The 12,573-nt window shown below is 70.5% G+C and carries 10 protein-coding genes and 2 riboswitches; of the genes, 1 reads left to right on the plus strand and 9 read right to left on the minus strand.

All coding sequences use genetic code 11. The features are described 5' to 3' along the window. Positions 1–46: 46 nt before the first annotated feature. The 9 genes from D9753_RS10630 to D9753_RS10670 all read right to left on the minus strand — a co-directional run bounded on the left by D9753_RS10630 (position 47) and on the right by D9753_RS10670 (position 10,959). Positions 47–1,438, minus strand: coding sequence for a M1 family metallopeptidase (locus tag D9753_RS10630; RefSeq protein WP_121786783.1), 1,392 nt, complete (start codon positions 1,436–1,438; stop codon positions 47–49). A gap of 100 nt (positions 1,439–1,538) precedes the next feature. Next, entirely contained in the window at positions 1,539–3,134 is a 1,596-nt protein-coding gene (locus D9753_RS10635; RefSeq protein ID WP_394346698.1) for a dipeptide ABC transporter ATP-binding protein, read from the minus strand. Then, positions 3,131–4,225: an ABC transporter ATP-binding protein gene (locus tag D9753_RS10640; protein WP_121786784.1), complete on the minus strand. Its 1,095-nt coding sequence runs from the start codon at positions 4,223–4,225 to the stop codon at positions 3,131–3,133. Before D9753_RS10640 ends, D9753_RS10635 begins: the two co-directional genes overlap by 4 nt. Next, a complete protein-coding gene (locus D9753_RS10645; RefSeq protein ID WP_121786785.1) occupies positions 4,222–5,229 on the minus strand; it encodes an ABC transporter permease in 1,008 nt (335 codons plus the stop codon). The genes D9753_RS10640 and D9753_RS10645 overlap by 4 nt, the downstream gene beginning before the upstream one ends. Before the next feature lie 72 nt (positions 5,230–5,301). After that, the gene (locus D9753_RS10650; protein WP_449454774.1) at positions 5,302–7,053 is read right to left on the minus strand and encodes an ABC transporter substrate-binding protein; all 1,752 of its coding nucleotides are present in this window, start codon (positions 7,051–7,053) and stop codon (positions 5,302–5,304) included. A 55-nt stretch (positions 7,054–7,108) separates the two neighbouring features. Further along, the gene (locus D9753_RS10655; RefSeq protein ID WP_121786787.1) at positions 7,109–8,107 is read right to left on the minus strand and encodes an ABC transporter permease; all 999 of its coding nucleotides are present in this window, start codon (positions 8,105–8,107) and stop codon (positions 7,109–7,111) included. Positions 8,108–8,457: 350 nt separating this feature from the next. After that, on the minus strand, positions 8,458–9,234 hold the full coding sequence (locus D9753_RS10660) for an enhanced serine sensitivity protein SseB C-terminal domain-containing protein (RefSeq protein ID WP_121786788.1): 777 nt from the start codon (positions 9,232–9,234) through the stop codon (positions 8,458–8,460). Between the two features lie 148 nt (positions 9,235–9,382). Next, complete coding sequence (locus D9753_RS10665) at positions 9,383–10,174, minus strand: enhanced serine sensitivity protein SseB (protein ID WP_121786789.1); 792 nt, start codon at positions 10,172–10,174, stop codon at positions 9,383–9,385. A 92-nt stretch (positions 10,175–10,266) separates the two neighbouring features. After that, positions 10,267–10,959, minus strand: coding sequence for an AAA family ATPase (locus D9753_RS10670; RefSeq protein ID WP_121786790.1), 693 nt, complete (start codon positions 10,957–10,959; stop codon positions 10,267–10,269). A 162-nt stretch (positions 10,960–11,121) separates the two neighbouring features. Then, a riboswitch (glycine riboswitch) is annotated at positions 11,122–11,224 on the plus strand. Continuing rightward, a riboswitch (glycine riboswitch) is annotated at positions 11,225–11,338 on the plus strand. A gap of 43 nt (positions 11,339–11,381) precedes the next feature. Between D9753_RS10670 and gcvT the strand changes: the two genes are divergently transcribed. Beyond that, positions 11,382–12,500: a glycine cleavage system aminomethyltransferase GcvT gene (gcvT, locus tag D9753_RS10675; protein WP_121786791.1), complete on the plus strand. Its 1,119-nt coding sequence runs from the start codon at positions 11,382–11,384 to the stop codon at positions 12,498–12,500. Positions 12,501–12,573: the final 73 nt, after the last annotated feature.

A 12,573-nucleotide genomic window follows, 5' to 3' on the forward strand; every position in this document is an offset into this window, starting at 1 on the left:
CTGACATTCTCCCCTGCCGGGGAGTCGGAACCTTACAAAGCCAGGATCACAGGGCGGGTTTCCCTGTGGTGAACAGCCAGGTGCCGAACAGATCGTCCAACTGCCGCCCGCTGATCCGCTCGGCGAGGCGGACGAAACCGGCGGTGTCCGCGTTGCCGTACCGGTGCAGCGCCGTCCAGGCCGGCAGCAGCCGGAAGAAGGCCGGGTCGCCGATCCGCTCGCGCAGCGCCTGGAGTGCCATCGCGCCCCGCTGGTAGACCGCGGAGGCGAACATCGTGTCCCGCTGCGGGTCGGCCACCTCGATCTGCCAGAAGGCGGAGTCGGCGGGACGGGCGTTGTAGGCGGCGAGGAAGGAGTCGTGGGCGGTACGGGTGCCCTGGTGCTCCGCCCACAGCCACTGGGCGTAGGTGGCGAACCCCTCGTTGAGCCAGATGTCCTTCCACCGCGCCACGCTCACCGAGTCGCCGAACCACTGGTGGGCCAGCTCGTGCACGATCGTCGTCTCGCTGCGCACGGCCGAGTAGGCGGGCTTGCTCTGCACCTCCAGCGAGAACCCCGCCTCCGGCATGTCGTCCACGATCGCGCCGGTCTCCTCGAAGGGGTACGGCCCGAAGACCCGGGACCAGTAGTCGGTGACGGCGGACGTGACGGCGTACACGTCCACGCTGTTGCCGTTCTTCAGCACGGGGTCGACGGCGACGTAGACCGGGATGCCGCCGGGGGTCCGCCCGGTGCGCACGTCGAACTTCCCGATGGTGGCGGTGGCGAGGTAGGTCGCCATGGGCCTCGACTCCCGCCAGTGGGTGTACGTCGAGCCACCCCTGTCGTACGTCGACACCAGCCGGCCGTTGGAGACGGCGGTCAGGCCCTCGGGCGCCTTGATCCGGATGTCGTAGGTGGCTTTGTCGGAGGGGTGGTCGCTGGACGGGAACCATGTGGAGGCGGCATTGGGCTCACAGGCGACGAAAACGCCGTCGTCCGTCTTCATCCAGCCGTACCGGGAGCCGAAGACGATGGGGCCGCCGAGGGACTCCGGTACGCCGCCGTAGGTGACGGTGACCCGGAAGTCCTCTCCCGCGCGCAGGCTGTGCCGCGGGGTGACGGTGATCTCGCCGCCGTCGCGCGTGAACTCGGCCGGGTGGCCGTCGACCTCGATCCGCGCGATCTCCAGTTGCTGGAGGTCGAGGTCGAAGGAGGACAGGGTGCGAGTGGCGCGTGCGGTGAGGGTCGTACGGCCGTCGAGGCGGCCGGTGCCGGGGGCGTAGGCGACGTCGAGGTCGTAGTGGCGGGCGTCGAAGCCGCCGTTGCCGAGCCGGGGGAAGTAGGAGTCGCCGATGCCGGGGGCGCCGTGGGTGGGGGCGGGCGAGGCGGCGATGACGAGGAAGGAGGCCGCCGCGGTGGCGAGGGCCCCCAGACGTGCCGAACGGGAGAGTGCCATGAGTCGTCCCTTTCGAGCATGTGCCGGTCAGTGGCCTGACACGGACGACTCTGCGCTCTCCCGTCCGGGCATGTACATGACTTTGCCCAGTCGTCATGTGCTACTCGTCGGCGGCCTCCGCGGAGGCACCACCGCCACCGTCCCCCCGGGCTCCGCCCTCACCGTCGCCGGCCACGGGCTTGCGGGCCACGGGCTTGCCGGCCGCGGGCTTGCCGGCCGTGGACCCGTCCACCGCGGGCTTCTCGGTCACAGGCTCCTCGGGCGCGGCCTTCTCGGCCGCAGACGCCTCGGGCGCGGCCTTCTCGGCCACGGTCTCCTCGGACGGGGCCTTGGCGGCCGCCGGCTCGACGGTCGAGAGCTTCTCGGCCACCGGCTCCTCGCCCGGGGTCTCCTCGGCTGCGGGCTCCTCCGTCGCCGTCGCCGGAGTCTCGGTGGTCGAGGTCTTCGCGCCCGGTCCGGTGTGTGCGCCGGCGGTTCCGGCCGCCTCGGACGCGGCCACCGCTTCGGGTGCCGCCGCGGTCTCCGCCGCCTCCGTCGCCTCGGCCACCTCGGACACCGGCTCCTTGCCCGCCGCACCGCCGGAGGCCACCGCACCGCCGGAGGCCACCGCCGACGACAGCAGGACCGTGTCCTGCGGTGCCTGGTCGGCGAAGTTCTCCGGGTGGTGGCAGGCGACCCGCTGACCCGGCCTCAGCTCCACGAGCTGCGGCTCGGTCGTCCCGCAGATCTCCGTCGCCTTCCAGCAGCGGGTGTGGAACCGGCAGCCGGAGGGCGGGGCGATCGGCGACGGGACGTCACCGCGGAGCAGGATGCGCTCGGTCTTCTGGCCCCGGCGCTTGGGGTCCGGGACCGGCACCGCCGACATCAGCGCCTTGGTGTACGGGTGCATCGGCGCCTCGTACAGTGAGTTGCGGTCGGCGAGTTCGACGATCTTGCCGAGGTACATCACCGCGATGCGGTCCGAGACGTGCCGGACCACGGAGAGGTCGTGGGCGATGATCACGTACGTGAGGCCGAGTTCCTGCTGGAGGTCGTCCATGAGGTTGACGACCTGCGCCTGGATCGACACGTCCAGGGCCGAGACGGGCTCGTCGGCCACCACCAGCTTCGGCTTCAGGGCGAGCGCGCGGGCGATGCCGATGCGCTGGCGCTGGCCGCCGGAGAACTCGTGCGGGTAGCGGTTGTAGTGCTCGGGGCTGAGGCCGACCAGTTCGAGGAGACGCTGGACCTCCTTCTTCACCCCGCCCTCGGGCTCCACGCCCTGCAACCGGAAGGGCGCGGAGACGATCGAGCCGATGGTGTGCCGGGGGTTCAGGGAGCCGTACGGGTCCTGGAAGATCATCTGGATGTCGCGGCGCAGCGGACGCATCTGCCCGGTGCCCAGCCGCGTGATGTCCCGGCCCTCGAAGGTGATCTTCCCGCCGGTCGGGTCCTGGAGCCGGGTGATGACCCGGCCCATGGTCGACTTGCCGCAGCCCGACTCACCGACCACGCCCAGGGTCTCGCCCTTGCGCACCTCGAAGTCGATGCCGTCGACGGCTTTCACCGCGCCGACCTGACGCTGGAGGATGCCCTTCTTGATCGGGAAGTGCTTGGTCAGCCCCTCGACCTTGAGCAGCACGTCACGGTCCTCGGAGGACGTCGCCTGCTGCGGGATCACGGCCTCGGCCTCGTCCGTCTTCTTGGTCTCACTCACAGCTTCGGCGCAATCTCTTCGGTCCAGATCCGCTGGCGGTCCTCGGCCGACAGGTGGCAGGCGGACCAGTGCCCGGCATCCACCTGCTCCAGCTCGGGGCGCACCGTGCGGGTGACGTTCCCCTTGGGGATGTCCGCGTACGGGCAGCGCGGGTTGAAGGCGCAGCCCGAGGGGATGTTGATGAGGCTCGGCGGCTGGCCCTTGACCGGGATGAGCCGTTCGGAGGTCTCGCGGTCGATGCGGGGCATCGAGCCGAGCAGACCCCAGGTGTAGGGGTGCTGCGGCTGCTCGAAGACCTCGTCGGCCGGACCGCGCTCGATGCACCGGCCGCCGTACATCACGAGGACGTCGTCGGCGATCTCGGCGACCACACCCAGGTCGTGGGTGATCATGATGACCGCGGAGCCGAACTCCTTCTGGAGGTCGCGGATCAGGTCGAGGATCTGCGCCTGGACGGTCACGTCGAGGGCGGTGGTCGGCTCGTCCGCGATGAGCAGCTCGGGGTTGTTCACCAGCGCCATGGCGATCATGGCGCGCTGGCGCATACCGCCGGAGAACTCGTGCGGGTAGCCGTCGACGCGCTTGGCGGGCTCGGGGATGCCGACCCGGTCGAGCATCTCGATCGCGCGCTTGCGGGCGACCTTCTTGCTGACGTCGTGGTGCACCCGGTAGGCCTCGACGATCTGGTCGCCGACCCTGTAGTACGGGTGCATCGCGGACAGCGGGTCCTGGAAGATCATCGCCATCTGGCGGCCGCGGAGCTTGCGCACCTCGTCCGGGGCGGCGGAGACCAGTTCCTTGCCGTCGAGCCAGATCTCGCCGGACATCTGCACGTTCTTGCCGCGCGCGCCGAGCCGGTGCAGGCCCATGACGGCCAGCGAGGTGACCGACTTGCCGGAGCCGGACTCGCCCACGATGGCGAGGGTCCGGCCCTTCTCCAGCGAGAAGCTGAGCCCGTCGACGGACTTGACCAGGCCGTCGTCGGTCGGGAAGTGCACCTTGAGGTCGCGGACCTCGAGGAAGGCTTCGGGCGCCTTGCCGGCGGTCGTGGGCTCGCCCACGGCGGCGCCGGTCTTGGAGAGTTCGGTCACGAGAGCCTCACCCGCGGGTCGGCGGCGGCGTACAGCACGTCCACCAGGAGATTTGCGATCACGACGAAGAAGGCGGCGAGCAGGGTCACGCCGAGGATCTTGGGCAGGTCGTTGTCGGTGATGCCCTGCACCGCGTACTGGCCGATGCCGGGCAGCGAGAAGACGCTCTCGGTGATCACGGCGCCGCCGAGCAGCAGGCCGATGTCCATGCCGAAGACCGTGATGATCGGGGTGAGCGCGGCGCGCAGTCCGTGCCGGACGACGACGTTGCGCTCACGCAGGCCCTTGGCCCGGGCGGTGCGGATGAAGTCCTCGTTCATCGTCTCCAGCATGCCCGAGCGGGTGAGCCGCGCGTAGATGGCGGAGTACAGCAGCGCGAGTGAACACCACGCGGGAATCAGGGTGTTGGCCCACTGCGAGGGGTCGTCGGTGAACGGGACGTAGCTCTTGCCGAAGATCGGCCACTGGTACTCGAACAGCAGGATCGCCAGGTTGCCGGTGAAGAACATGGGCAGCGAGACGCCGGTGAGCGCGATGCCCATGAAGCCCCGGTCCAGGACCGAGCGCGGCTTCAGCGCGGAGACGACACCGGCCACCACGCCGGAGACCAGCCACAGCACGGCGGCACCCGCGGCCAGCGAGAGGGTGATCGGAAGGCGTGAGGTGAGCTCCGGCCAGACCGCCTGGTGGTTCTTGAAGGAGTAGCCGAAGCAGGGCGCGTCGCAGTGCACCGTGGTGGGGCCGAGGTCGTAGGTGGCGCCGGCCACGATCCCCTTGATGAAGTGCCAGTACTGGACGTAGACAGGCTGGTCCAGACCGAGGTTGTGCTTGACCGCGGCGATGTCCGCCGGCGACGGGCTCTTGCCGATGTACTGCTGCGCCAGTTGGTCCGCTGTCTGGCCGACGAGCCGTGGCAGCAGGAAGAAGATGGCGAAGGTGACCGCGGAGACGACCAGCAGCAGGATCACTGCCGCGAACGTCCGGCGGAGGATGTACGAGATCACGGGGACCGGCGCTGGTGCCCGCGGGCCGCGAAGCCCGCGGGCACCAATGCCTTCACCTGCCTTCCGGGGCTGCTACTTCGACGCGACGCCGATGTTGAGGTAGTCGTACTGACCGCTGAAGGCCGCCGTGGAGACCAGGTTGGTGTAGTTCTGCGGGCGGCCCAGCAGGACCTTGAAGTAGGTCAGCGGGACCAGGACGGCGTCGTCCATGGTCTTCTTGTCGATCTGCGTGTAGAGGCTGTTGCGCGCGTTGAGGTCCTGCGTGCCGATCGCCTTGCCCAGCAGCTCGTTGACGGACTTGTCGTCGTACTGCGACAGGTTGGTGTTACCCGACTGGCTGATCGCCTTGCCGTTCAGGATCTGCTGGAGGAAGCCGTAGCCGGAGGGCCAGTCGGCACCCCACTGCATCATGATCAGACCGAGGTTCTGCTTCTCCGAGAACTTCGGCACACCCACGTAGTCGGTGAAGTACTTGCCCGACGGGTACTGCTTCAGGGAGGCGTTGATGCCGACCTTCTTCAGCGAGGCGATGATCGCCGTGGCGGCGTCGATCTCCGGCTGGCGGTCGGAACGGGCCGCGATGTTGGTCGTGATCGACGACTTGCCGCAGGCCTTCAGTTGCTGCTTGGCCTTGGCGGCGTCGCCCTTGTTGCCCTGGCTGGCGTAGACGTCCGACTTCTCGTAGCCCGGGATGTCCGGCGGCAGGACGGTGGAGGCGACGTCACCCCGGATCGGGCCGCCCTCGGCGGTCTGCACCGAGACCTTGTCGATCGCGTACTGCACGGCCTTGCGGCACTCGACCTTGTCGAACGGCGCGACCTTGGTGTTGATCGCCAGGTACACGAGACGGCCACCGTAGGTGTTGTCCGTGTTGGCCTTCTTGTCGGCGTCGGTGAGGACCTTGGCCTGGGTGGAGGCCTGGACACCGGTGCCGGCCAGGTCGATCGCGTCGCCCGCGAGGACGTCCTGGTCGATCGTCTCCGGGTTGACCTTCAGCTTGACGACGATCTTGTCCGGAAGCTGCTTGCGCAGCGGGTCCGTCTTCGCGTCCCAGTTCGGGTTGCGCACCAGCACGGCCTGCCGGCCGTCCTGGTAGCTCTGGAACTTGTACGAGCCCGAGGAGACGATGTGCTTGATGTAGTCGACGCCCGTGTCCTTCGCCTGCGGCACCGGGGCCGTCTGCGGGGCGGCGACCAGGTAGTCGAACTCCTGGAAGGCCTGCTTCAGGTGGAAGACGATCGTCGTGTCGTCCGGCGTCACGATGGAGGACAGGCCCTTGGCGCCCTTGTCCTTGTACGGGCCCTTGTACTTGTCGCCGCCGGCCAGGAACTGCTGGAAGTAGTTCGGGCCGAGGGAGAGCACGTCACGCGCGAAGTTGGAGCGCTCGACGGCGTACTTGACGTCCTTCGAGGTGATCGGCGAGCCGTCCTCGTACTTCAGGCCCGCACGCAGCTTGTACGTCCAGGTCTTGCCGCCGTCGCTCGGCACACCCTTGCCGGCCGCGAGGTCCGGGACGAGGGTGTTGCCCTTCTCGCCGGCGCCCGGCTGGAAGGTCATCAGCGGACGGGCGTACAGCCGGCTGATGTTGTACATGTACGCGTAGTACGTGTTGCCGGGGTCGAAGGAGTCCGGCACGTCGGACAGCTCGTAGGTGAGCGTGCCGCCCTTCTTGTCGGACGCGTTGACGACGCCCTTGGTCGCGGCGTTGGCCCCGGCCGACTTGGTGCCGTTCTCGTTCTTGTTGTCATCGGCCTTGCTGCAACCCGCAAGAAGCAGGCTGACGGAGCCGATGGCCGCGATCGCGGCCAGCGCTGACCTTCGCATGATGGGCGCTTTCCCCTCCATTGTTGACAAATTTTCGGGCTCTTCGCAGCAGGCGTCAGCGGCTGCGCGGGTCGAGAGCATCGCGGAGACCGTCGCCGAGCAGGTTGAACGCGAGGACGGTGACGAAGATGGCGAGTCCGGGGACGATCATGAACTGGGGGTCCACCTGGTAGTAGGTGACCGCCTCACGGAGCATGCCGCCCCAGGACGCCTGCGGGGGCTGGATGCCGACGCCGAGGAAGCTCAGGGACGCCTCGAAGAGGATGTTGGTCGGGATCAGCAGCGTCGAGTAGACGATGATCGGGCCGACCAGGTTGGGCATCAGCTCGCGGAACAGGATGTACGGGGCCTTGGCGCCCATGCCGCGGGAGGCGTCCACGAACTCGCGCTCCCGCAGGGCCAGGGTCTGGCCGCGCACGATCCGGCCCAGGTACGGCCAGTTGAAGAAGCCGATGACGAAGATGAGCACGCTCAGGTGGAGCGGCAGCCCGTTGAGGCCGAAGGCGCCGCCCTGGAGGGTGGCGGAGATGGCGATCGCGAAGAGCAGGAGGGGGAAGGCGAGGAAGGTGTCCATCAGCCGGCTGATGATCGAGTCGACCCGCCCGCCGTAGTAACCCGCCACGACACCGAGGACCGCGCCGATCACGTTCGACAGGACGGTGGCGCCGAAGGCGACCACCAGCGACACCCAGGAGCCCTCCAGGACGCGGGTGGCGATGTCCCGGCCGAACTTCGGGTCCACACCGAGCGGGTGATCCATGCTCATGCCGCCCCAACTGCCCTTGGGCAGCGAGGTGTCCGGGGTGATCAGGTCCTGGTGGAAGGCGTTGGGGTCGAGCCCGAACACGGTCTGGAGGGGGCGCGAGAGGATCGCGACGAGGATCAGCAGGACCACGATGACGCCGCCCGCGACGGCGACCTTGTCCTTCTTGAACCGGGTCCAGGCGATCTGGCCCAGGGAACGACCCTCGATCTGCCCCTTTCCGGCACCCTCCAGCACAGCCTCCGGCTGTGCCTCGGCTGCCGCTCCGGTGGTCTCGATCGGTGCGGTCACGGTGAGCGACCCCTCTCGCCGGTGGTGACCGGCCTGCGCCTGCCGCGGATTGCGGCTTTGTCGACTTGCCATCGAGCACGAGGCCTCGGCCTCGCGTCTGAGTCGCGAGTCTTCAGCGTCGTTGTGATCACCCGCCAGAGTTGGCGGTGAAAGTATGCGCAACCGTGATGCAGTGCGGGGGATTCCGTTATCCGAACAGTGGGTAACGGCCCTCGGACGCGGGCCAGTTGGGGCAGAACGGCGAATTCGCCCGGAACGGGGCGTACCGGCGGCGTCTACGCGCGCAGAAGTCCGTCGCTCACGCGGATGCCGCGGCCCCGCTCAAAACCTCCGCCACGCCTGCCCGTTGCTCAGTAGGCGCCGTGCGCGGGCGGGTAGCCGTAGCCGGCGGCCGGCGGGACCTGGAGCGGGGACCGGGACGGCGGTGCGGGGGCGTGGGCCTCGCGGTCGTAGAAGGGCCGGGCGTTGGCCCGCATCCACATGACCACCGGGTCGTAGCCGTCCGTCATCGCGACCGTCGAGACCGGCAGTCCCTCCGGGACCGCGCCGACGGACTGCTGCATCATCGCGCGCACCGAGTCGACCGCCGCCGGGGAGGTGTCGTACACGTCCAGACCGAGGGCGAGATACGGCGCCCCGAGCGCGGGCTGCACCCAGGCGCGGCGCAGCGAGCGCAGCGCGGGGGTGCGGTGCGCGTTCTGCGCGAGCAGGGCGTAGAACTGCGGGATCTCGATGCCGGGTTCCGACAGGCTCAGGGGGCCGGCGGGCTGGCGGTCCAGGCCGGTGGCGATGCGGCGCAGGTCGAGCCAGGGGATGCCGACGCCGCCGCCCGGGGCGTGCGGGTTGAGCCACAGTCCGTAGTGGTCGGGGTAGAGGGTGCGGGCCACGTCGAGGCCGTCGACCACCTCGTAGGAACGGTTCCAGCCACTGGCGGACAGCTCCTGGGCGGAGGTGACGCAGGGGGCGTAGTGGAGGCCGTCGACCTCCATGTCGCCGTACTGGGCGTCCGGGGAGCCGGCCTGGCCGCGCCACAGGAACATCCAGATCTGGCCGGAGGAGGGGGCGGCGAGGGCGCGCAGCAGGGCCTCGTAGGCGTCGTAGCGTCCAGGCGTGACCTGGCGCAACATGTGCTCGACGCTGCCGCTCGGGCTCGCGCTCACCTGTCTTACCGCCCCTTCTCGTGGAGTGCCCCGCGTTGGGGGACAGCTTAAGCGCCCGGTGCCCCGGGGCCTCGTGGCCGTGCGCGGGGGGCGGACAGCCGGGCCGGGCGGGCCGTCAGTGGCCGAACCGGTAGAAGGGGCGGACGTTCGTCTTCAGCCAGTCGGCCACCGGGTCGTCGGTGACGTCCATGAGGACCAGGTTGACCGGCCACTTCACCGGAACCCTGCCGAGGGCCCGGCCCAGGGCCTCCAGGGGCAGGGTGCGCAGGTCGCCCTCCCACCGGGAGAGTTCCACGCCGACGAACATCACCGGTTCGTCCGTCTCGACGGCGGCCAGGCAGCGGCGGGCGGTCACCACCACGCCGATGTCCGCGAACTCGGCGGAGGCGGCGGAGAGGAAGTCGACCGGGTCGTCCTGCCAGTCGGGCTCGAAGAGGCGGACCCGGCCGCCGCTGCCGGGGCCGTCGAGCGGGGTGCGGCCCACCCGGCACAGCTCGGCCACGGCCTCGGGCGGCAGCGGGATGCCGACCACGCCGCCCGGGTTCACGGCCAGGCCCGCCTGCGGCGGCAGGCCCCGGGCGAACTCCACGGCGGGGGCGACGGCGAACGACATGTGGGAGCCGGCCGCCTGCCGGAACTGCTCCTCGGAGCTGAACACCGGCACGTACACCTGACCCTCGATGTCGAGGGTGGGCAGGTCCAGCGGACCGCTGTCCGGGCCGCCGCCGGCCGGCAGCGGTATCCACAGGAAGCTGCGGCCGAGGACCTCGATGATCCGTCCGCCCGCCGCGGGGACGCCGAGGGAGGCCGAGAGCACCTCCTCCAGCTCGTTGCCGGGCCAACCGCCGTGCGGGTGGGGGTGTGTCTGTGCCGGGAAGTCCGCGGGAAGGTCCGCCGGGAAGTCCATCTGCCTACCGCCTGCTGGGAACCACTGCTGTGAGGTTGAAGGCTAGCGGGTGGCTGTGACATCGCGGCTCCGCGACGGATCCGTGCGGCACGTCAGCGGGGATCCGGGGCGGCGAAGTCCACGCGGTGCAGGGTGTCCGCGGCGGCCCGGTCCAGCAGCAGCGCCGAGCCGCAGCCCGCGGGCAGTTCGCCCCGCTCGACCGCGCGCAGCAGCCGGGCGGCCGTACGGCGGTGCCTGCGGAAGGCGTAGCGGGAGACGCCCCGGCCGCGTTCGCGCTGGCCCTCGCGGGCGGTGGCGGGGGCGACGTCGAGGATCAGCAGGTGCAGGGTGCCGCCGCGGCGGCGGGCCGCGCGGGCGAGCCAGCCGCGCACCCAGGGCTGGGTGCCGCAGTCGTGGACGACGACGCCGCCGCCGGCGCGCAGCGCGCGGTGCAGGCCCGCGTAGTGCGCGAGGCGGACCAGGGGGCGGTAGAGCGCGTACGGCAGGAGGCGGGGCAGACGGGCCGCGAAGCGGTCGCGGGCGTCCTGGGAGTCGACGCGGTGGCCGGCGGCCGCGCGCCGCATCAGCGTGGACTTGCCGCTGCCGGGCAGGCCGGTGATCACCACCACGTCCCGCGGCCCGAAGAGGAGGGCGCGCGGGCCGCGGCCGGCCCGGTCGCGCAGGTCGCGGACGACCGGGACGGGCCGCGCGGCGTGGTGCCCGCGGGCGGTGGCGGGGGCGGAGGGCTGCTTCGGCACCGCCAGGCCGGGGGCGGCGGCGGTGCCGTACGCCGTGGTCCTGTTCACCCTGATCGTCCTCCCCTGTGGGCTCGGTCATGTCCTGCCCGTCGAAGTTAAAGAGAAGGTAATGGCCGGCGGTCGGTGGTTCGGTGCGGGTCGTGCCACAGGTCGGTTACAGAAGCCGGGGTCTCATGCGATGATGTGCCCGCCAACTGCATACCGGCCGTTTGAATCCGCGCGGGAGAGTCCCCAGGTCCCTCGGACCGTCTGGGGCGCCGAAGGAGCAAGTCCCTCCCTTGAATCTCTCAGGCCCCGTTACCGCGCGGGCGAGGCACATCTGAAAAGCGGGCCGCTGTGTCCAGTGGTCCCACCCAAGGTGCAAGTCCTGATCGTCCCCGTGGCGGTCGTGGCGAACCTCTCAGGTTCCGATGACAGATGGGGAGGAACGTTCCTCGCCCCGTCCGTATGCCCTGGGAGACGACCGACCGATGAGCAGCACCGAACTCCGCCACACCGCGCTGGACGCCGTGCATCGCGCGCTCGGCGCGACCATGACCGACTTCGCCGGCTGGGACATGCCCCTGCGCTACGGCTCCGAGCGCGACGAGCACCTCGCGGTGCGCACCCGGGCCGGCCTGTTCGACCTCTCCCACATGGGCGAGATCACCGTGACCGGCGCCGGGGCGGCCGCCCTCCTGGACTTCGCCCTGGTCGGCAACATCGCGTCCGTCGGCGTCGGCCGCGCCCGCTACACCATGATCTGCCGGGCCGACGGCGGCATCCTGGACGACCTCATCGTCTACCGGCTGGCCGAGACCGAGTACATGGTCGTGGCCAACGCCTCCAACGCCCAGGTGGTGCTGGACGCGCTGACCGAGCGGGCCGCCGGCTTCGACGCCGAGGTCCGCGACGACCGGGACGCCTATGCGCTGCTCGCCGTGCAGGGTCCGCAGTCCCCCGGGATCCTGAAGTCGCTCACCGACGCCGACCTGGACGGGCTGAAGTACTACGCCGGCCTGCCCGGCACGGTCGCCGGCGTCCCCGCCCTGATCGCCCGCACCGGCTACACCGGCGAGGACGGCTTCGAGCTGTTCGTGCGGCCGGAGCACGCCGTGCGGCTGTGGCAGGCGCTGACCGAGGCCGGCGAGGGCGTCGGCCTGGTGCCGTGCGGCCTGTCCTGCCGGGACACCCTGCGCCTGGAGGCGGGCATGCCGCTGTACGGGCACGAGCTGACCACCGCGCTCACCCCCTTCGACGCCGGGCTCGGCCGGGTGGTCAAGTTCGAGAAGGAGGGGGACTTCGTCGGGCGTGAGGCGCTCGCCGGGGCCGCCTCCCGGGCCGAGGCGACAGCACCCCGGGTGCTCGTCGGCCTGGTCGCCGAGGGCCGCCGGGTGCCGCGCGCCGGGTTCGGCGTCGTCGCCGGCGGCCGGGTGATCGGCGAGGTCACCTCCGGCGCCCCCTCCCCCACCCTGGGCAAGCCGATCGCCATGGCGTACGTCGACGCGGCGTACGCGGCGCCGGGCACCGAGGGCGTCGGCGTGGACATCCGGGGCACCCACGAGCCGTACGAGGTCGTGGCGCTGCCGTTCTACAAGCGCCAGAAGTAGACACTGGGCGCGGCGGCGCTCCCGGCGGACGCCCCGCGCCGCCGGACGTGACCCTGCGCACATTCGCCCTGCT

The organism is Streptomyces dangxiongensis (assembly GCF_003675325.1).
GTDB classification, from domain to species: domain Bacteria; phylum Actinomycetota; class Actinomycetes; order Streptomycetales; family Streptomycetaceae; genus Streptomyces; species Streptomyces dangxiongensis.

What these genes read in the sequence shown, in the direction of transcription:
- D9753_RS10630 (WP_121786783.1), bottom strand. Translation starts at nt 1,438, where the DNA reads ATGGCACTCTCCCGTTCGGCACGTCTGGGGGCCCTCGCCACCGCGGCG.
- D9753_RS10650 (WP_449454774.1), bottom strand. Translation starts at nt 7,053, where the DNA reads ATGCGAAGGTCAGCGCTGGCCGCGATCGCGGCCATCGGCTCCGTCAGC.
- D9753_RS10660 (WP_121786788.1), bottom strand. Translation starts at nt 9,234, where the DNA reads ATGTTGCGCCAGGTCACGCCTGGACGCTACGACGCCTACGAGGCCCTG.
- D9753_RS10665 (WP_121786789.1), bottom strand. Translation starts at nt 10,174, where the DNA reads ATGGACTTCCCGGCGGACCTTCCCGCGGACTTCCCGGCACAGACACAC.
- gcvT (WP_121786791.1), top strand. Translation starts at nt 11,382, where the DNA reads ATGAGCAGCACCGAACTCCGCCACACCGCGCTGGACGCCGTGCATCGC.